The 21,563-nt window shown below is 51.8% G+C and carries 12 protein-coding genes and 1 pseudogene; 10 read left to right on the top strand and 3 right to left on the bottom strand.

The window, feature by feature from the left end:
- Positions 1 to 96: 96 nt before the first annotated feature.
- On the top strand, positions 97 to 687 hold the full coding sequence (locus IE105_RS02780) for a sugar transferase (RefSeq protein WP_189495199.1): 591 nt from the start codon (positions 97 to 99) through the stop codon (positions 685 to 687).
- A 653-nt stretch (positions 688 to 1,340) separates the two neighbouring features.
- Here IE105_RS02780 and IE105_RS02775 read toward each other — a convergent pair.
- Positions 1,341 to 2,096, bottom strand: a complete 756-nt coding sequence (locus tag IE105_RS02775) for a metallophosphoesterase family protein (protein WP_233353983.1) — start codon at positions 2,094 to 2,096, stop codon at positions 1,341 to 1,343.
- Positions 2,097 to 2,988: 892 nt separating this feature from the next.
- Between IE105_RS02775 and IE105_RS02770 the strand changes: the two genes are divergently transcribed.
- Positions 2,989 to 5,208, top strand: a complete 2,220-nt coding sequence (locus IE105_RS02770; protein WP_189495196.1) for a GumC family protein — start codon at positions 2,989 to 2,991, stop codon at positions 5,206 to 5,208.
- A gap of 231 nt (positions 5,209 to 5,439) precedes the next feature.
- Here IE105_RS02770 and IE105_RS15610 read toward each other — a convergent pair whose 3' ends face one another.
- Positions 5,440 to 5,721 carry a transposase domain-containing protein gene (locus tag IE105_RS15610; protein WP_373299034.1) on the bottom strand — a complete coding sequence of 94 codons (282 nt, stop codon included), beginning with the start codon at positions 5,719 to 5,721 and terminating at the stop codon, positions 5,440 to 5,442.
- A gap of 108 nt (positions 5,722 to 5,829) precedes the next feature.
- Here IE105_RS15610 and metF point away from each other — a divergent pair, with 108 nt between their 5' ends.
- Both metF and metH read left to right on the top strand, forming a co-directional pair.
- Complete coding sequence (gene metF, locus IE105_RS02765; protein ID WP_373299041.1) at positions 5,830 to 6,750, top strand: methylenetetrahydrofolate reductase [NAD(P)H]; 921 nt, start codon at positions 5,830 to 5,832, stop codon at positions 6,748 to 6,750.
- A 67-nt stretch (positions 6,751 to 6,817) separates the two neighbouring features.
- Positions 6,818 to 10,532 (top strand): annotated as a pseudogene (gene metH / locus IE105_RS02760) (methionine synthase).
- 55 nt (positions 10,533 to 10,587) lie between these two features.
- On the opposite strand, the gene IE105_RS02755 reads toward metH, so the two are convergent.
- Positions 10,588 to 11,562, bottom strand: coding sequence for an adenosine kinase (locus IE105_RS02755; protein WP_189495194.1), 975 nt, complete (start codon positions 11,560 to 11,562; stop codon positions 10,588 to 10,590).
- Between the two features lie 165 nt (positions 11,563 to 11,727).
- Here IE105_RS02755 and ahcY point away from each other — a divergent pair, with 165 nt between their 5' ends.
- The 6 genes from ahcY to IE105_RS02725 all read left to right on the top strand — a co-directional run bounded on the left by ahcY (position 11,728) and on the right by IE105_RS02725 (position 21,460).
- A complete protein-coding gene (gene ahcY / locus IE105_RS02750) occupies positions 11,728 to 13,137 on the top strand; it encodes an adenosylhomocysteinase (protein ID WP_189495192.1) in 1,410 nt (469 codons plus the stop codon).
- Between the two features lie 109 nt (positions 13,138 to 13,246).
- On the top strand, positions 13,247 to 14,446 hold the full coding sequence (metK, locus tag IE105_RS02745; protein WP_189495190.1) for a methionine adenosyltransferase: 1,200 nt from the start codon (positions 13,247 to 13,249) through the stop codon (positions 14,444 to 14,446).
- Between the two features lie 463 nt (positions 14,447 to 14,909).
- Positions 14,910 to 15,893: an SDR family NAD(P)-dependent oxidoreductase gene (locus IE105_RS02740; protein ID WP_189495188.1), complete on the top strand. Its 984-nt coding sequence runs from the start codon at positions 14,910 to 14,912 to the stop codon at positions 15,891 to 15,893.
- An 899-nt stretch (positions 15,894 to 16,792) separates the two neighbouring features.
- Positions 16,793 to 19,030 (top strand): GumC family protein, encoded by a 2,238-nt coding sequence (locus IE105_RS02735; RefSeq protein WP_189495186.1) that lies wholly within the window; start codon positions 16,793 to 16,795, stop codon positions 19,028 to 19,030.
- A 79-nt stretch (positions 19,031 to 19,109) separates the two neighbouring features.
- Positions 19,110 to 20,102: a tetratricopeptide repeat protein gene (locus IE105_RS02730; RefSeq protein ID WP_189495184.1), complete on the top strand. Its 993-nt coding sequence runs from the start codon at positions 19,110 to 19,112 to the stop codon at positions 20,100 to 20,102.
- Positions 20,099 to 21,460, top strand: a complete 1,362-nt coding sequence (locus IE105_RS02725) for an O-antigen ligase family protein (RefSeq protein ID WP_189495182.1) — start codon at positions 20,099 to 20,101, stop codon at positions 21,458 to 21,460. Before IE105_RS02730 ends, IE105_RS02725 begins: the two co-directional genes overlap by 4 nt.
- Positions 21,461 to 21,563 lie beyond the last annotated feature (103 nt).

The following is a 21,563-nucleotide window of genomic DNA, read 5'->3' as shown; positions in this document are numbered from 1 at the left end:
CGCCCAGTAAGGGATTTGTCTATGCAATTGCGAGACATCGCTTGAAGTATGAAAAATGTAGGTATAAAGAACAGGTTAACTTTTCTTGGGGCTGAAATGTTAAGCATTTTAAAAAGATTGTATCCAGTATTTAAGCGAACTGTAGATAGGCTCTTAGCCGCTTTACTTTTGCTCATCCTATTTCCAGTTTTAGTGTCTACTTGGATTGCAGTTAAGCTAACATCTAAAGGGCCAGGGTTGTTTTGGTCGTCTCGTATTGGCCGAGATGGCGATGCATTTCGCATGCCAAAATTCAGAAGTATGACTGTTTGTTCGAAGATAATGGCGCGCGAAGTGGCGTCAAATGAAGACTTCAAAATGACGCCAATTGGCAATTTTCTACGCAGAACCAGCCTTGATGAATTGCCTCAGTTATTATCAATCGTTAAAGGCGATATGAGTTTTATTGGGCCGCGCCCTCTTTTGCCCTGCGATGATGCAATAACTGAAAGAGCAAAATATTCCGATCTATGTAAGGTCCGACCCGGTATAACAGGCTTGGCTCAAATCAATGGTAGAAACAGCGTTTCTCCCCGAAAAAAGGCTCGGTATGATGCTTTTTATGCACGGAAGTTTTGCCTTGTTCTGGACGCCAAAATCGTGATTGAAACATTGAAGATAATTCGCAGAACGGATCTAATAAAGTAATGAAAACTAACGGCCGCCGAACTCTAGGTCTCAATCAAGCGTGATAAATACGAGATCGATGTCCGGTCATGACCTGACATGGACTCAAATAGGGTTTTCACTCTTGAATTCATCATACTTCGATGTCTCTCTTGGTGCACTTTAACTGCAGATTCATATCACGACGCCAGTCTATAGACGTGCGTTTGAATGGGTTGCGCTTCATCACTGCTCGAAACGCCTACAATTTGCTATTTGGTGAGACGGTAGCGCTCGACGCAGCATAAGCGCGTGGAGAGCGATCTGTGAACGGAACTCCGCCAGTGCATGCAAGAGATCAGCTAACTGCACCTCCGGTATAGGTTTCGGCATATGCGCATCATTTTGAAGCGTGAAGGCTGGACTGTCAGGAAGAGTATCGCCTACCGGATATGCTACAGTGTGGAAGCCTCTGTTCGCGGCGCAAACAGACCCGCCGGCGGAAGATATCAACGCATCGGCGAAGCCGGCTGCAACCGACGCAGTTGGGCCAAACATGGTCCATGGACGTTAAATCCGATCGGGGGGCATCCGGGCCCAGATCAGACTACTGACGGTCAGCGAAGACGAACCTGCCTATGGGTAGATTCTAACACAAACGGGTGCGCTCGGGGGCATGTTTTGGCCGTCCGTGTTTATGAGGGCTCTGTGAGAAACTCGACTTTGTCCTCGATAAGAAAAGCAGCAGTAAGCGCGCCGTTTTCGATGTATACACCGGTATCAACAGCAATGCGATTAGGTCGATTTTCAGCCTGATCCACAATTGTGTGACCGTGGATGACCTTTCTGGGAAACTCTCCGCGATAAGACAGAAATTTTTCTCTGATCCAACGAAGGTCTTTATTGCTCTGGTCTTCCAGAGAAACTCTGGGGCGAAGACCCGCGTGAACAACGACATAATCTCCGAAAGAGTGATAGGGTTGGAATTCCGAAAGGAAATCGACGTGAAGCTTTGGGACGAGTTCTTGAAGTCGGAATAGGACCTGTTCTGGGTCAATGGGGAGAAGACCTAAATTATCAACGCCGTACGACCTGGCCGTATCTCGTCCTCCCCAATCGAACCACCGAATCATGGCACGTAAGCTCCCGTTAAGAACGTCTAAAAAGACCTCCTCGTGGTTTCCCATGATAAAGACGGTCTTTATCTTTGGGTGTGTGTAAAGACGAAGTCGTTCGACGACTTGAGCAGATTGTGGACCACGATCAATGAGGTCGCCAACAAAAACGAGAGTTGTCGACACGGACGGGTGAACGTGAGTTGCCCGCCTTTCAATCTGCTCTAAAAGACGATTTAATGGATCAAGACAGCCGTGGATGTCGCCGATGACATAAACACATTGGCCTTCAGGGGTGTAAAAGCTCTTGGGTGGGGATGGTTGTCTCCGAAACACTGACTTGAACACGTTTTACATACCCTCTTCTGAAGTAACGATGTAAATCATGTGGTGACAAAGAAAACCTCGACATACAGTCGATCGCCCCTGAGCGCGCATTCTCGAAAATTCTTTCAAGATTGAGTTGTCATCGTCGTTAAGGATTGGTTCCTGATCAGCGGTCAGTCTCAGCAAAGGGTCGTTCCAAGATGCGGCAAATCTGCGGAGCGGAGCGTAGAGTGTCATGAGGTTTGCCTGCGGATGGCTACTACTAATGAGGCATCCATTAAGCCTCGGAATGTTTATTTCACTGACGTCTCGCCGAGGTCCGGCTTCGTCTATCTGGCCTTTGTGATGGATGTTTTGCAAGGCCTATTGTCGGCCGGCGCGTCAGCGACGCAGCTTACGGCTTTTGTTCTGGGTGCCCATGAGCATGCGCTGTCTCAGAACAGGCTCGCCCAGCAAAAACGATCTCGTCCATCACAGCGACCGCGGCGGCCAAAATGTCTCGATTAAATACACGGAGCACCTCCGCACGCCGGGGTCGAAGTTTACGTCGGGAGCGTGGTTGACAGCTATAGGCGCGAAGCCGACACGGAGGGTTGTAGTTCTATGCAAGAAACAATCAACGCGCTTTACAACGGACGAGGTCATTCGCTGGTCAGGCCTGTGGACGCCCTTTGACGGGGTCGAATTCGCCACCCTCGAATGGGTGGACTGGTTGTATCACCTCAGGGTGCTGAAACATTCCGCCGGCGGAGTTCGCGGCAAACTATTACGCTAATCTGGACAAACGTCCCGTGGCCGCGTAACAAAATCTGAAAAGTTTCCGACAAACTCGGGGCGTTTCACTTGTCGACGAGAACCGAACGTGAAAGTGTCAATCCTTCTATGAGAGACCGACCTGACCTTGCCTCACCCCGATCCCGTCTCGACACCAAGCTCGTCAATCGAGCTGTTTTCGCGTGGAAGAACAGACCATAACAAGCTCGCCTATTATCTTTTTCGGTTCTGGATTCTCGGGGTCCCGCTTGCGCTAATCGGCCTGTCTCTCGGGATTGTCTTCAAACAAGATTACAGACCGTCTTACCGAGCGGAGAGTTTGATCGCATTGGAACGCTCTGCCGGAGCAGAAGAGACGTTAGATGTTTTGCAGGAAGCGACCCTGCTGCAATCCGAGTCAGTCATATTGCAAAGCCGAAATCTGCGTAATGCCGTGGTCGGCCGTCTTGAGCTCGACGAGAGGCTAAAGGCCCTACCTGACTGGGAGGGCAATGAACCGAAGACTGACCGAATGCGACGCGCCGCTGACTTCGTTGATGAAGTGCTGAGCGTGCGTGAACAGATCAGTCACCGCACATTGCGTGTGGCTGTCGTGACGCCTGATCCCGATATATCTGCTGATATCGCGAACGCAGCCGCTGATATCTTCATCGAGGCGCGAGCTTATCGCAGTCAAGAGCGACGTGAGCAAGACCGGCTCGCTCTTGAAGAGAGCATTCAGACGCTCCGGGGTGAGTTAAACGCAAAAGAGGAAAAACTCCTTGCCGAGATCGAAGGCAGTAACGTCAATGAAGGCGGATTATCTCGAACGGCTCTCCTGCAGCAGCTTATTCGCGCCGAAAGACAAAGCTCCCGAATGCGCATCGAAGCTGAGCGTCTAGAGAGTTTAAATCCCGTCTTACTAGCCGGAGTCGACCCCGATTTAGCGAAAATTCGCATAGAACGCGGCCGTCTACAAGATGAGTATAAGCGTCTAGGTGAAGATTTGGGGCCTCGACATCCGCGCATGACAGCGCTGAAAGGTCAGATCGACGCGTTGGATACACAGTATCAGTCAGAAATTGCGGAGCGTCGAGCCACAGCACGTGACGCGGTTGAGGCCTCTTTAATTGAAGAAGCGGATCTGCAGGCGCAATTGGAAGACACGGAGAATGGTTTGCGACAATCCGTTCAGGTCGAAATTGCAACGAGCTCACTCAAGCGCGATTTAGATGCGTTATACGTTCAGCATTCGCGAGCTGTCGAAGCTCTGGCGGAACTTCAAAGCCAAAGTCCGCCGGATGCGTTCTTTACGATCCGTGAGCGAGCTGTCGTACCGGCGGCTCCAGTGACTGTGCTTAAACCATTCTATCCTTGGGTCGGGCTGGTGACTGGCGGATTCCTCGGGTTTATTCTTTTTGCCCTTCAGGACCGGTTGCGAGACCGCGTGTCTCATCCCAGAGATGTCGCCGATAAGTTGGGGCAAAAGCTGATCGGCGTTGTTCCCAAGGAAAAGTCCCGCGGCAAGGTCGCCTCCGCCTATTTTGACCCCCAAGCGCCAATCGCAGAAGCTGCCGCCTCCATTGTCGCCCGCTTAGTTCGTAAAAAAAGCGTGGGTCAGGCACTCGTCATCCATATAACCAGTACACGCAGCGGTGAGGGCAAATCGACTTTGGCACTCGCCCTCGCTCGTGCCTTTGCCAGTACGGGAGATGCTCTGTTGTCGAATTCTGAAGAAAGTGAGGATAGGCTCGAACTTACCACTCAGAGTGACGAAACGACTAAAGTTTCACGTAAATCGTTTAGCGGACTTCGCACCTTGATTATCGATGCAGACATGCGCCGACCGTCCTTCCAGACAGACAGCAATTCCGAAATCGGCCTGGAAACGGTCCTTAAAAATCTAAACCTGATCGATAAGGCAATTCGTCCGACGAGCAACAAGGCGCTTTACCTGCTGCCTTGCAATTCTGTGGCGGACAATCCGGCGGGGCTACTGGCAGGCAATAATTTTTCATCAATGATCAACCTGCTGAAACCTGTGCTTGATGTGATCGTTATCGACGGTCCCCCGTCTCTGGGATTGGCAGACGCCGCCCTGATCGGACAGCGTAGCGACATGAGTCTCTATGTTGTCGAACAGAATAGATTGCGTCGTGATCACGTCGCGGCGTCGATCGAGCGGTTAGAAGAAAGCGGATGCAAGATCGGTGGCGTCATTCTGACAAAATTCGAACTTGCTGGGTTGGGGAATGCAGACATGTATCGCTATACCTATGGCAATGACTCCTATGCTTACGGCGACGATAAAAAGCGCGGCCTGGTCCAGCGCATCAAGAAATCGAACCGCTCAATAAACTTGAATTGATAACCCCGAAAGTTTGTTGGCTTGCCCCAGCCTATGCGTTTTGATCTAAGTTTTGAATTAGGGGAAGTCCGTTTGCCCGCGTTGGTTTATAACCGTTTTCTCGTCCCTGAACCCGCTAGCCACTTCGTGACGATCAAAGCAGGGTTGGTGATGAGGTCGTGCGCCTTTGAGAGTTGATAGGTCAGCGGTGCGCCGACCCCGCGTCCCCCTACAAACTGTTCGTTGTATAGACTAATTCCAAGGCGGCAGATCTGCATTGCGGCTCTGTGGGTTACCGTTTGCGGTCCGGTTGAAGGTGTCTGCCAGATAGGCGTGGGGATTAAAAACGTTCAGTTTTCGTAACCTACGGCGCGGGTGGATCTGTACGAGTTGGCCAATGTTGCGGGTTTGATACTGTTGAGTTTGCAAGCTTTGATCGGCGAGCAACAGGTGGCCACACTCTTGCCGCCTGTCTAAGGCCCCAAAAACAGATAGTTCTTCCTCCCAATACCGTGCGACCGCATAGCTCGGCACTAATAATTGTCCACCGATGACTTAGAAGTTAGAAGTTGACGTCAATGAAGCTTTTAATGAACAATGGCCGTTAATTTGGAAGCCGACAGCAAACTTATGAGAGACAATATGCACCCTGCGACTTTGAATGCGGGTCCAGTTGCGAAAACTGCAAGAGCGGACCGCGCTGATGTCAAGGTCAGTTACGAGTTTTTCCCGCCAAAGAACGAAAAAATGGAAACCGCACTATGGGACTCCATTCGTAAGCTGGAGCTCCATAACCCCGACTTTGTTTCCGTCACCTACGGCGCAGGTGGATCGACGCGAGAGAGAACACACAGAACGGTCTCGCGTATGGTTCAAGAAACTAATCTGCGCCCCGCCGCGCACCTAACATGCGTCGGATCGGACGTTTCGGAAATTAATGAGATCGCGAACGACTATTGGGATAGTGGGGTACGACATATAGTTGCCTTACGGGGTGATCCGCCCGAGGGTATCGGTAGACGATACGTCCCGCATGCCAAAGGTTTTGCCTATGGCTCAGACCTGGTCGCCGGCTTGAAGAAGGTCGCGGATTTCGAGGTTTCTGTAAGCGCATATCCGGAGCGGCATCCCGAGAGCCCGTCATGGGACGCTGAACTCGACAACCTCAAACGTAAAGTCGATGCGGGAGCAACACGCGCCATTACTCAGTTTTTTTTCGAAGCTGAAACGTTTCTGAGATTTCAAGACCGCGTTCAGGCCGCAGGAATAGACATACCCATTGTTCCCGGCTTGATGTTACAACCAAATTTTCAAGGGCTCAAACGTATGTCTGACATGTGTGGGGTTCGTGTGCCTGAGTGGTACGCTTTTCTTTTTGAGGGTCTTAATGAAGATCCGGAGACGCGTAATTTACTGACGTCCTCTTTAGCGCTTGAGCTAACGGCGTCTCTTTTCGATGCTGGCGTTCGTCATTTCCATCTATATACACTCAATCGCGCCGGACTTGCGGTGTCTGTTAGCCGCATTTTAGGGAGACACTCTCTTAAGCGGATCAAGGAGTAATCGAGTGAACAGATGGACCCATATCGAAAAAGCGGTCAAAGAACGCATAATCATCCTGGACGGCGCCATGGGCACCATGTTGCAAAAGCAAAACCTACAAGAAGATGATTTTCGCGGTGAGCGGTTTGCTGACTGGCCGACGTCCTTAAAGGGTAATAATGATCTTCTAGTGCTGACAAAACCCGATGCCGTCGAAGCCGTTCATAATTCATTTTTGGGCATCGGTGCTGATCTTATTGAAACGAATAGTTTTAACGCCACGTCGATCAGCCAAGCTGATTATGACATGTCAGACCTAGCGCCTGAAATTGCACGCGCCTCCGCGCTCGTCGCACGAAAATGCGCGGATGAGTGGACGTTGAGAACGCCTGAAAAACCGCGTTGCGTTTTGGGGTCAATCGGGCCGATGAACAAGACGCTCTCCCTATCGCCAAAAGTCGAAGATCCTGGGTTTAGGGATGTCACCTTCGATGAGGTCAAGGGGAGTTATATAGGCCAGATTGAGGCGTTTATCGACCTTGTTGATGCTCTGCTCATTGAAACTGTTTTTGATACGCTCAATTGCAAAGCGGCGATCGCAGCCGTAAACGCCGTTTTCGACAAAGTTGGCTATAAGAAACCCTTGTTGATTTCAGGGACCATCACCGATGCATCCGGTCGCACATTATCGGGACAAACTCCCGAAGCGTTCTGGACGTCAATTGCACACGCGGAACCCTTCGCGGTCGGACTTAATTGTGCGTTAGGTGCTGGCGCTATGCGCCCGCACGTGATGTCACTCTCAAAAGCGGCTGCCACCTATATCTTGGCGTTTCCAAATGCCGGCCTTCCCAATGCCTTTGGCGAATATGATGAGTCGCCAGACGATATGGCGGCGCAGATTAAGCCTTGGGCTGAGGACAAATTGGTCAATATTTTGGGCGGTTGTTGCGGGTCGACGCCCGAGCATATTGCGGCCATTGCCGCTGCGGTCGACGGGGTCCCCGTGCGGTCTATTCCACATATAGCGCCGACATTAAGACTGTCTGGCCTCGAGCCCTTTCTTATTCCAGCTTGAACCACTGATAGGCCGTATATCGCCAAGACGTGCCGCAGGCTGTCGATCATCAGTCTGCCAATTTTGCGAAAGATCGACACGAATGACGTCAACAGCTCAATTTATCAATATTGGTGAACGCACCAATGTTGCCGGATCTATTCGTTTCAAGCGAATGATCGTCGATGGCGATTATGAACAAGCCTTGTCTGTTGCCCGCCAACAGGTCGAGTCCGGCGCTCAAATCATCGACATAAATATGGATGATGGTCTGATTGACGCTGAAGCCGCCATGACGCGTTTTCTTCAGCTTCTCGCGGGTGAGCCGGATATTTCGCGCGTGCCGATCATGGTCGACAGCTCTAAATGGTCCGTGCTGGAAGCTGGCTTAAAATGCATTCAAGGAAAAGCTGTCGTCAACTCGATTTCGATGAAAGAGGGCGAAGCGGAATTTCTGGGTCACGCCCGAAAAGTGCGTGCGTTGGGAGCGGCGGCGGTTGTCATGGCGTTTGACGAAGATGGCCAAGCTGAAACTGCCGATGACAAGTTCCGTATATGTCAACGGGCTTACAAATTGCTGACCGAGGAAGCGAATTTCCCACCGGAGGACATCATTTTCGATCCAAATATTTTCGCAGTCGCGACGGGTATCGAAGAGCATAATAATTATGCAGTGGCGTTTTTCGACGCGTGTAAGCGGATTAAAAAACACCTGCCACATGCGCGAATTTCTGGGGGGCTCTCCAATGTAAGCTTTTCGTTTCGGGGCAACAATCCTGTCCGTGAGGCCATGCATAGTGTGTTTTTATATCACGCAATTCCGGCCGGGCTGGACATGGCTATCGTCAATGCGGGTCAGCTTACAATTTATGACGATATCCCTGAAGAGTTGCGCGAACGGGTCGAGGACGTCATTCTCAACCGCCGTCCGGATGCGACAGACCGCCTTGTCGATATTGCAGAAAGATACCGCGGCGATGGTAAAGCCAAGGCCCGGGTGGTCGATGATAAGTGGCGGCAGGAAACTGTCGGAAAACGCCTCGAGCACGCGCTCGTGCGCGGTATTACAGATTATATTGTCGTGGATACGGAAGAAGCCCGTCAGGCCGCCGATCGCCCGCTTCACGTTATTGAGGGCCCCCTCATGGACGGCATGAATGTCGTCGGCGACCTCTTCGGCGCGGGCAAAATGTTCTTGCCTCAAGTCGTGAAATCAGCTCGCGTGATGAAGGCGGCTGTAGCGCATCTAATGCCGTATATGGAGTTGGAAAAGGAAGAAATGGGCCTTGTCGGCAAGTCAAATGGCAAGGTCGTCATGGCAACCGTGAAAGGCGACGTGCATGATATTGGCAAGAATATTGTCAGCGTTGTACTGCAATGTAACGGCTATGATATTGTTGATCTTGGCGTGATGGTGTCTTGTGATACAATTCTCAAAGCGGCCCGCGAACATGATGCGGATATGATTGGCTTATCGGGCCTGATTACACCGAGTCTGGACGAAATGGTCTTTGTCGCGACCGAAATGCAGCGCGAAGGTCTAACGATGCCGCTTCTCATTGGCGGCGCGACGACCTCAAAAACCCATACAGCCGTCAAAATTGAGCCCACTTATAAAAACGGCGCGACCGTTTACGTCACGGATGCGTCGCGCGCCGTCGGTGTCGTTGGCGCTCTAATGGGTGATGGAAAAGACACTTATGCGGCAAACATCCAAGCGGATTATATAAAATCACGGGCGTCGCATTACGCCGGCCAAACGAAAAAGGTCCGGCTTAACATTGCAACGGCGCGAGACAATGCATGGACAACGGACTGGAATAATTACACGCCGCCCAAACCCACATTTACGGGTACGCGGACTTTTAAGAATTATGACTTGGCAACGTTACGCCCGTTTATTGATTGGACGCCGTTTTTCGCAACGTGGGAACTTAAAGGCCGATACCCGGGCATTCTTGAGAGCGACCGTTTCGGCGAAGTTGCCCGCGATTTGTTCAACGATGCCAATGCCATGCTCGATAGGATGATTTCTGAGCAATGGGTGAAAGGGAATGCCATTATCGGCTTCTGGCCTTGTGAGCGGGACGGCGATGATATTCGTGTCTTCACGAATGAGAGCCGAACGGAGACGCTGGCGAATTTTCATGGCCTGCGACAGCAAATAAGCAAGACAACGGACCGGGCGAACTTTTGTATTTCCGATTTTGTCGCTCCGGCTGATGATTATGTTGGCGGGTTTTGCGTCACAGCGGGCTTAGACGAAGATCATCGCGTGCAGACCTTTAAAGACGCGGGCGATGATTATAACGCCATTTTGTTCCAAGCCCTGTCGGACCGCCTGGCCGAAGCTTTTGCGGAGCACATGCACCAGCGCGTCCGCCGCGAATTCTGGGGTTACGCGCCTGACGAGACCTTCTCAGGCGAGGATTTAATCGCGGAACGTTATGCAGGGATCCGTCCGGCACCCGGATATCCGGCTCAGCCGGACCATACGGAAAAAGCGACGTTATTCCGGATATTGGACGCGACAAACGAGACTGGCATCAGCCTCACTCAGAGTTTCGCCATGCATCCGGCCAGTTCAGTGTCGGGTCTGTATCTCAGCCATCCCGACAGTGTTTACTTTGGCGTTGGGAAGATCGAAAAAGATCAGGTTGAAGATTACGCCGTCCGTAAGGCAATGGACTTAGATGATGTCGAGCGTTGGTTGGCGCCGATCCTCAATTATGATCGCGCGGGGTAGCGAACGCTGGGCGGCGAGACTATCGCCGCCTCAACGCATGTGTATTCGCGTGAATTTAGCTCAGCGTGACGAATGAGGCGGGACGCGCGCCAAAATGAGAAATAACTTCTGCGGCGCAAATAGAGCCCCATTGTCCGCAAGTGGCCAAATCTTTGCCTTGCGAATATCCGACTAGAAAGCCGGCGGCATATTGGTCTCCCGCGCCTGTCGTATCCACGACTTTGTCGATCGCAACGGCGTCTACCACATGCTGGTCGCGGCCATTGACGATGATGGAGCCTTTTTCGCTCCGGGTGACAGCTGCGATAACGTCCAGTGTCGCGAGCGTCTTGATCGCGTTGTCAAAGTCAGTTTCATACAGCGAGATGATCTCAGCTTCATTTGCAAACAGGACGTCCACATGATGTTCGATCAAATGTTTGAATGAGCCCCGATGCCGATCCACGCAAAAACTGTCCGACAGGGTCAAGGCAACCTTGTGGCCCTCGGCTTTCGCGATTTCAGCGGCCTTCACGAAGGCGGCTTTGGCCTTGTCTGTATCGAACAAATACCCCTCGAGATATATTAGCTTTGATCGTTTGATCGCGCCGCTATCAAGCTGCGCCGAGGAGAAATCCGTCGAAGCTCCCAGAAATGTATTCATGGAGCGCTCGCCGTCTGCCGTGACCATAATCAAGCAGCGCGCTGTAGCGAGACCTCGATCTGCCGGTGGAACATTATAGCTTACCCCTGCGTCCTCCAGACCGTCAATGAAGCGGTTACCCATTCTGTCATTGTAAACCAGGCCCAGATAGGCGGTCTTCGCGCCCAGCATGGCCGCGCCAACGATCGTGTTCGCGCCCGAGCCCCCGGCGATTTCTGTCGGGTTAGCGGATGCGACGGCTTTGGTCAGCGCAATCGCCCGGTTTTCGTCAATGAGCGTCATTCCGCCTTTGGCAATGTCGTGGTCGCCTAAAAACTGATCATCGACGGAGGCAATCACATCCATAATGGCGTTACCAATGCCGAGAATATCGTAATGTTGGGACATTTTTAGCTCATTCTATCAAGTTTTTCGGCTGAGGGCCTGAGTTGCTGGTGTACCGTGCGGCTTCTTACCAAGAAACCTTCTTCACATATAACGATTTCTTTATATTGTTTTTCCGAGAAAGCTTCGTTAAAAGGCCTCAACATTTTCATCGGAAAGCCTCCTCTCATGAGTGCACACGACTACATTGTAAAAGACATTTCCCTCGCCGAGTACGGCCGTAAGGAACTCGATATTGCCGAGACTGAAATGCCGGGCCTGATGGCGCTGCGTGAAGAGTTTGGCGAGAGCAAGCCCCTGAAAGGCGCCCGCGTTGTCGGCTCGCTGCATATGACGATCCAAACCGCGGTGTTGATTGAAACACTGACGGCGCTAGGCGCGGATGTGCGCTGGGCGTCGTGCAATATCTACTCGACGCAAGATCACGCCGCGGCAGCAATCGCGGCGTCTGGTGTTCCTGTGTTCGCCATCAAGGGCCAATCACTGGAAGAGCATTGGGATTATCTTGATAAGTCATTCTTGTTCCCTGAGGGCGCCAACATCATTTTGGATGATGGCGGCGACGCAACGCTCTACGTTTTATTGGGCGCGCGTGTCGAAGCGGGCGAAACAGACCTGATCGAAGGGGAGCCAGGGTCTGAGGAAGAAGCCGCGATTTTTGCACAAATCAAAAAGCGCATGGCCGCAAGCCCGGGTTGGTTTACAAAAACGCGCAACGATATTGTCGGCGTGTCTGAAGAAACGACCACGGGTGTCCACCGTCTCTATGAATTGCAGCGCGAAGGCCAACTGCCATTCCCAGCGATCAATGTGAACGATAGTGTCACAAAGTCAAAATTCGATAATAAATATGGCTGTAAAGAATCGCTCGTCGACGGCATCCGCCGCGCAACGGACACGATGATGGCGGGCAAAACCGCCGTTGTCCTCGGTTACGGCGATGTCGGCAAAGGCTCAGCCGCGTCGCTTAAAGGCGCGGGCGCGCGGGTGAAAGTCACCGAAGTCGATCCGATCTGTGCCTTGCAGGCGGCGATGGACGGGTTCGAAGTCACCTTGTTGGAAGATGCGGTTGCAACGGCTGATATTTTTGTCACCACAACAGGCAATAAAGACGTGATCCGCCTCGAGCATATGCGCGAGATGAAAGATATGGCGATTGTTGGCAATATTGGTCACTTTGATAATGAGATCCAAGTTGCGGCGCTCAACAATATTAAAGTGACCAACATTAAAGATCAGGTTGATATGTACACCTTTCCGGGCGGAAAGCGGATGATCCTGCTGTCCCAGGGACGTTTGCTCAACCTCGGCAATGCGACGGGTCACCCCTCTTTCGTGATGAGCGCATCGTTCACCAACCAAGTGTTGGCGCAGATCGAATTATGGGAAGACGCCCACGCGGCGATGAAGAAATATGGCAACGAAGTTTATATGTTACCCAAGCATTTGGACGAAAAAGTTGCTCGTCTTCACTTGGAAAAAATTGGCGTGAAGCTGACAGAAATGACCAAGGAGCAAGCCGATTATATTGGTGTGCCCGAGCAGGGTCCTTACAAGCCAGAGCATTACCGCTACTAGGTTTTCGCTAAACCCCGTTTTCCGGGCGCGGCGGGAAATCCGCGCCCTCTCATTCCAGGCCCTGATAAAAACAAAAAGCGCAGAGCCTTAAAATCCTGGAACCATCATCATGTCTCGCGAATCCTACGAATTTACCTCTGAATCTGTCTCAGAAGGGCATCCTGATAAAGTCTCGGACCGGATCAGCGATGAAATTGTTGATCTGTATTTTCGCGAAGCGATCAAAGAAGGCATGGACCCTTGGAAGGTACGTGTGGCCGCGGAAACGTTGACGACGACCAATAAAGTCGTGATTGCGGGCGAAACACGCGGACCGGAATCTATTACACCGGACCGGATCGAAGCGCTAGCCCGCGATGCCATTCGCGATATTGGTTACGAGCAGGACGGATTTCACTGGGAACATTGCGACATTGATGTGCTGCTGCACCCGCAATCCCTCCACATTGCCCAAGGCGTCGATGCGGGCGGGGGCTTGCACACAGAAGAGGGCGCTGGCGATCAGGGTATCATGTTCGGTTACGCGTCACTTGACGTGCCAGGCGCACTGATGCCGGCCCCTGTCCACTATTCCCACCGCATTCTTGAACGGCTCGCCTATGCCCGCAAACATGAAGGCCAGGACTGGCTAGGGCCGGACAGCAAGTCCCAAGTGACCGTGCGTTATCACCATGGTCGCCCGGTTGAGGCGACGGCGATTGTTTTGTCGACGCAGCACCTCGACGACACGCTCACCTCCTCCGACATTCGCGAACGGATTGAGCCTTATGTGGCGGAGGTTCTGCCGTCCGGCTGGATTACGGACCGCACCGTCTGGCACGTCAATCCTACGGGTAAATTTGTCATTGGCGGCCCAGACGGTGATGCGGGCCTGACCGGACGCAAAATCATTGTCGACACCTATGGCGGTATGGCGCCGCACGGGGGCGGTGCATTTTCGGGCAAAGATCCGACGAAAGTGGACCGGTCCGCGGCCTATGCGACGCGTTACCTCGCGAAAAACCTGGTTGCGGCGGGCGTCGCTCCGTGGGTGGAAATTCAGGTCAGCTACGCCATTGGCGTGGCCAAGCCGACGTCAATCTACGTCAATGTCGATGATAATAATCCGATCAAAGGCGACAAGATCGAAACTATCATCCGTCAGGTCATGGACTTAACCCCGCGCGGCATCCGCAAACATCTCGACCTCAACAAACCGATCTACGCGCCGACGTCAGCCTATGGTCATTTCGGCCGTGACCCCGGCCCGGACGGTGAGTTTTCATGGGAGCGCACGGACTTGGTCGATGAGATTAAGGCGCGGCTATAGGGCTGGCAAAGGGGCACTCTCAGCGGAACATACCCTTGAAGTGATGGGATAGCGGTTGCGCCTGATCCTGAACCCATTCCCCGACTTCCAAGCGTCTCGGGACTCCATCAAACTATCCGTGATGATATACGTCCGCTTTCTTGTGTCGCTAAGGAATGTTGAAGATCTGCTGCAGGACCGAAGGGTTGACGTGCGCTATGAGAGTATCCGACTCTGGCTTAAACGGTTTGGTTTGGTGTTCGCTAAGTAAGTTTTGTCGACAAGTTCAGCGTATCTGTGCCAGAATACAATGGAAGCTGCACCACGACGAGGTCTTTGTGAGGATCAACGGGGTCCGACATTACCTTTAGCGGACTGCCTCATAGGGTGGGGTCAATATTGAACGGGTCGCATTAGTCCCGAATCCGAGCTAAACGTCACGGCCATCTCTGGCTTTGTGCGCTCCAAAAAATAGGTCATATCAATGAAAGAGACTATCCTCGTCACCGGAGCCGCGGGCTTTATCGGGTTCCATGCATCACAAAAATTGATGGCGTCAGGCTTCCGCGTGCTTGGTGTCGATAATTTAAATGACTACTATACCCCTGCGCTCAAACAAGCGAGACTGAACGTTTTGAAGGCGCAGCCAAACTTCGAGTTTTCCGAACTTGATATTTCCGATCACGACGCATTATTCCGGGCCACTGAGGGGACTAGTCTTACACACATCTTGCATCTCGCAGCACAGGCAGGAGTGCGTTACAGTCTCGAGAACCCTCGCGCATATGTGGACAGCAATATTGTTGGCCACCTCAATATTCTCGAGTTGGCCCGCCACACACCAGGGCTAAAACACCTCGCTTATGCAAGTAGCAGTAGCGTGTACGGCGACCGTGATGGTGGCCCATTTCATGAGAACGACAGTGTTCGCAAACCGGCCTCACTCTATGCAGCGACGAAATTAGGCGGAGAGATGATGGCCGAAAGCTACGCATCGCTTTATGGAATACCGCAAACCGGCCTTCGGTTTTTCACTGTATACGGTGCCTGGGGCCGTCCTGACATGGCCTATTTTATTTTCACCGATCGCATTCTAAACGATCAGCCGATTACCCTCTTCGCGCCAGACAAAATGCGCCGTGACTTCACTTTCGTAGGCGACATAGTGCGGATCCTCCCAACCTTAATGCGCATGCCTCCGAAAACAGGTCACGCTATTTACAATCTTGGAAATAACAATCCCAACACACTGATGGAGCTTGTGGTTGCGGTGGAGGAAGCCTGCGGGCGCGAAGCCAAAAATAAAATCATTCTTCCCAAACAGGCCGGTGACGTCTCTAACACCTATGCCAATGTTGACGCCGCTGGGCGCGACTTCGGCTTTGCGCCAAGCACGCCTCTGTCGGAGGGTGTGCCAAAATTTGTGGACTGGTACCGTGAGAACTGGACTGCCATCTTAGCGAAGTAAGTTATGATCTGCCCCGGTCTGGTGGACCACCTGCTCAGTTTTAGCTCGGCAGTTTGAGGTGCTTGGTCTGGGTGGTCCAGGTTCAGTGTTAAAATCCAGTGGCCATTTTCTTATTATTCCTGTAGCACCGGGATGATAAATCTGCAAATTCTCGCGATGTTAGGCCTCGGCTATGGAGTGGACGCAGTTTCCATTTAACAGCCCTTCTCGGACAGAATCTATTGAAAGACTTCATTTGGGCATTACCGTTGGCGTTCCAGCTCTAGAAAATTCTATCCTGACTCCTTGGGTCTTCGCCAAGAGGTGAAAGCGGTGTTCCTACCTTTCAATTACCCACAAGTGGAGGTCCTGTTGATTTTGCCACCCGGTAACCTTCGTCAAGATCAGACAACCGGGAGAAGCCGCGCCACATGACGATTGTTCCGGGAATCGGGGCACTCATTCGATCCAGATAGCCCCCTAAGGCGTGCGTTTCCGACCATGTCGAAGGCCAGGCCTCTTTGCGTACTGTAATATCTCCGAGGGGTTGAGCGCTCGGTTCCGAGCATTTCTCATGTCCGGGGACGCCTAAGCACTATCAGGTACCACTTTAACGAAAGCCGGTCGGTGTGACGTGCGGTGTCGACTCGAGCACGGAGTCGTTCGGGGTTAAAGGGAGTTAAGGCTTGCGGAGCGTCGGTAGCCAAGCTTACCTCAAAACACTAGGAAGGCATTATGTGAAAAGCAAAACCCGTGGCTGGCGCCAAGAAATATGACATATGAGTAAACCTACTTGGCACGTCGTTATGGTGATCAAATCTCATGGATTTCGTCCTTGAGGCTTTTGCTTCATAGCAATAGGTAACCAGAGAGAGAAACAAGGACTCGCAAAGTAGCGTGGCCACGGGAATATTAAGCTGATGAATAACCGTGAGATCGAGGAAAGAAGGGGCCAACGGGACAACGTTGTAATTTCCCCTCCCCAATCAGATGAATATGATCGCGTATTCGACCCCCGACTGTCTTATGGTCAAAACGCTGATGAGCAGGAAGGCTTCGATTTTTGGGGGGCTATCGCTACACTCACCAGGTTCAAGTGGCTAATTATCGGCCTCCTCCTTGTAGGAATAGGGGCCGGCTTCCTTCTCACCCTCAGTTCAACGCCTTTGTATAAGGCGTCCGCGTCCATCGAAATCCAGAAACAGGAAAATCAGATTGTCGATGGGGCTGCCGAGCCGGGCTTTATTGCAGATGCCGAGTTTATGGCAACGCAATATGAACTGTTACAAAGCCGTGTTTTAGCAGAGCGCGTGGTCAATTCGCTAGGGCTGGTGAATGATCCATCTTTTGTTGACCAGAGCTTAGATCGGGTAACACGTCGAGAGGTTGCGGCTAGGAAAATTCAGGAAAATATTCGGGTGGAGCCTGAAGGGCGTAGCCGTTTGGTTAAGGTAACCTACATCAGTCCGGGTCGAAATGAAGCAGCGAGTATTGCGAATGCAATTGTTGATAACTTTATCGAGTCGACCCTCGAACGAAGGTATAACGCGACAGCCTATGCGAGGAAATTCCTGACTGAACGGATCGTGCAATCTAGAACGGCGCTAGAACAATTCGAGCTTGAAGTTGTCGGATATGCTGAAGACGCAGGAATTCTGGACGTACCGACTGGAGAGAATAGAACAACGCCGCTTGAGGCGAGCACAATCCTGAGTTTAAATGCTGAGCTGGCCCAGGCGCAAAGTCGAACGACTGAATTAGAACAAGCCTATCTGGCTGCAAGAGATTCGAGTGCGTCTGAGCAGACTCTCAAAAATTCTGAAATCCAAGAGCTTATGAGTGAGAAGCGCGAGTTGGAAGATGAATATCAGCAACTCATTCAGAGCAGAGGTCCGTCTCATCCCGATGTTCTGAATATCCAATCGCGCCTTGATGCCATTAATCCGGCAATCGCCGAAATCAAAGCGCAGATTATAGCGGCCGAAGAAGCGAAATTTTTAGCCGCACAAACGCAAGAGGCTGTTTTGCGACAGCGCTTTAATGAGCTCCGTTCAAACCTGAGTGAAGATCGAACTAAGCGCGTGAATTATACGATTTTGCAACGCAATGTAGATACGGCGCGCTCCCAATATGACGCGCTCCTTCAGCGACTTAAGGAGGTCAGCATTGCCGGGGGGGTTGGTTCCAGTCAGATTTCAGTGGTGGACAGGGCCTTGCCGCCGAGAGTGCCTTTTGAGCCGAGTTTGACACGCAATGTACTGCAAGCTGTGATCTTAAGTTTGGCGCTCGGTGTGGGACTTGCTTTCGGGCTCAGCTTTATTGATGATACCATTAAGGTGCCGGACGATATCAAGAAGGCGCTATCGCTGCCGGTGCTCGCCGTTGTCCCCAAAACGGATGAAAAGGAAGGGTCAATCGCCGATCAGTTTTCGAATCCGCGTTCTGCTGTGGCGGAAGCCTATTACTCAGGGCGAACAGCGCTTGAGTTCTCAAGCGAAAGCGGCACGCCAAAAAGTATAATTTTAACGAGTACTAATCCAGGAGAAGGCAAATCAAGCACGGTGATGGCGCTCGGAATTGCTTTCTCTAAGATTGGTAAAAAAGTACTCATCATAGATGCGGATATGCGAAAACCGTCCTTTGTGGCCGATAAGGCGGACAGTATCGGCCTGTCAGGCCTTTTGACATCAAAGGACGAGCTGTCTGAGAACATCATCTCATCAAAGATGGAGGGGCTCTACCTCTTGCCGAGTGGAGTTATTCCACCCAACCCGTCCCAGATCATTTCCAGTGATCGCTTGAGACAAATTATACGAGAGGCTGAAGGCACTTTTGACCTTGTCCTGGTGGATGCGCCGCCCGTACTGGGGCTGACAGACGCATTGACTTTAAGTTCGGTCTGTCAGGCAACCATTGTTGTCATGAAAAGCGGTAAGATCCGCAAACCCTCGGCGCGACGGACGGTCGACAGGCTCAAGGATGTCAACGCGAACATTATCGGTGCTGTGCTCAACCAGTTTGACGCCAAGCGGACAGGATATGATAGCGGATATTATTATTACGCTTACGGAGACGGGGCGTACGCTTATGGCGCAGCGGACAAGTCGTCTTCTAAAATCAAGGCCTTGCGTAAAATCAATCTGTTTACTGAAAAGTAAAAGACGACTGGGGTCCAATGCTTATCCAAGGATTGTTATGAGGTGGCTTCTCCTGGTTTTTGCAATCACGGGGCTATGCGTGACCATTTTTCTTGGGAGGCAGGGGGCGGAGGGTCGACAAAACGCTCTTTCGCTTAATCCAATCGAAACGATCCGACTTTCCGATCACGCAGGGTCCGTTTTCTTAGAAACCGGAACCTACCCAATTGAAGCGGCTCGCATCATTTTTAACCGAAACCCCCGGCATGAGGTGGCGCGACTCTTTTTAGCCAATGAGGCTCTGCTTAACGGGCGGCCAAAAGAGTTTGTCGCCCTTTATACGGGCCTGTTCAAAACAGATCCGCAAAACGCTCAAAGCTATGCCAAAGGCCTGGCGCAGACAATTGTAGCTTTTAATCTCCACGATGAGGTTCTGCCTGTTCTGAAGAGTCAACCATATTGGGCAAATGCCTATTTGCGAGAGGCTCTCGCCCAATCTGGGTATAATATCAGCCGTTTGTTGCCAGCCTTCCGTGTCACCCCTTCGGCGCAGCCCAATTATCTAGACGCGTTGATCCAGCTGAGTGGGTGGGATCAAGCCTATGCCGCCTTTCAGGAGTTTGTTGGAGTAACTCCGGATCCAAAGAGGGGTCTTTATGATCCTGAATTGAACAATCAGGGGGGGGCGGCTCCTTTCAACTGGCAATTATCAACCAACGCCGAATTCATACCCGGCGGCGGTGTCGCGGCATTTTTCAATGGTCGCGGCACCCCCTGGATTATGCGCCAAACCTTTCCTTTGGGACAAGGGGAGTTCCTTTTCGCAAGCGCGATGTCGGGCTACGCCTCAGAAGATGTGGGCCGCTATGAATGGGTGCTAAGGTGTGAAGGGCACAACACAACGCCGATGAAAGCTGGACCTCTGCGTCTCAGCGCAACCCCGGAAATGTTTGAGTATCGGGTCTTGGGGGATGAGGATTGCGACTTCGCCACATTGACGCTGCAAGGCGTGGCCGGCCGGTTTCCGCAAAGCTCGGATATTCTCGTGAAGCAGGTGAGCCTGCGTTGGCTTCAGAGCGAGGGGGAGAAATGAACCCCTCTCTCTATCAGACGCTGGCGTGGCTTGCGCTTTTGCCTATCATATTGCTTGCCTATCTGTTTGGTGGGTCCTCGACGGAAGGGTTAGAGCTGCGCTTGATCACGAATGGGGCAAGCGCTTTTCTCCTTGTTCTCCTGCTCATGACCGCACCGCGCTCTCAGATTGAAGCGTTTTCGCGCCCTCTGGCCGCATTTTTTCTAATGCTTTTTATTATATTGGGGCTGCAAGTTCTTCCCCTGCCGCCATCTCTCTGGGCGGCCCTGCCGTTTAGAGAGACGGTTGTCGCGGAACTGTCATATTTTGAAAGAGACCTTCCCTGGCTGCCTTTGTCGATGACGCCCGGCAAAACGCTGATCATGATGAGCGAGCTGATGCCCGCTTTGCTGGCTGCTTTTGTCGCTGTCGGCCTCGATCAGAAACGCTTTATATGGCTGCTGGGCGCTCTCCTTATCATCTCGCTCATCAGTGCGCTCTGGGGCTTCTTACAGGTCCTTATACCGTCAAACTTTGGCGATTATCTCTGGCGGGTGCGATCAGGGGGGACGCCATCTGGCGCTTACGCCAATATTAATCATCAGGCGACCCATATGCTGCTGTCCATGCCCATTCTGGCACTATGGGTAATATCGTTAAAGCGATCCAGTGGTCTGCCGGACGCGTTCCTTCATATACTGGGTCTTTCTGCGTTTTTCATATTTTTTATATGTCTAATCGCGGCTGGATCTGTCGCCGGCTACATTCTTGGGGCGGTCGCCGTTCTTGGCACAATTTGGATTTATGCGAGAAAGGTAAGGGAACCCCCTCGGCGGTTCCGGTCTCAGGCCGTAATGCCCTTGTTGGGTGGAGGATGTTTGGCCGCGATAATTGTGATCATTTTCACTAGTCCGAAGTTGTCTGGACTAGGTGTCACGTCCATTGAAAATACGCCGCTCTCACGCCTGGGCATAAATGAGCTCTCCCTGACCATTCTCGCCGATCAGTGGTTTTGGGGCACCGGGGCAGGCAGTTTTTCGCAAGTCTACGCGTCCTATGAGGCGCCTGAATTAGCTTCATTTAAATATGTCAATCACGCTCATAACGAATTCTTCGAGATTTTTATTGAATATGGAATCTTGCCGATCGGATTGTTGACCTTAATCGGGCTTTATGCAGTGTGGCGTGGATTTAGGAAGAGCTGCATGACTTCAACGTCGCAATATGCAATGATGCTAGTTGTGTTATTGGCTGCTCTGAATAGCTTTATTGATTATCCGCTGCGCAGCCAATTTCTCCTAATTACAGTTATAATTTGCGCGGCCCGGCTTTGCCCAACGGTCGAGACAAGGTTCGCCAGCGCAGATCGAACAGGGTAGAAATGTGGAAAGGCCCCAAGGGCAACGCATATGAAAAGTGACTGGAAGGGGGCATTACTTTTAGAATTACATATGCCGGACGCTGATAATCGTAAGCGGTCTT

Origin of the sequence: Algimonas arctica (assembly GCF_014652695.1) — a bacterium.
Taxonomy (GTDB): Bacteria; Pseudomonadota; Alphaproteobacteria; order Caulobacterales; family Maricaulaceae; genus Litorimonas; species Litorimonas arctica.
Note: the sequence above shows the minus strand (reverse complement) of the source record. Positions and strands in the feature narration are given on the sequence as shown.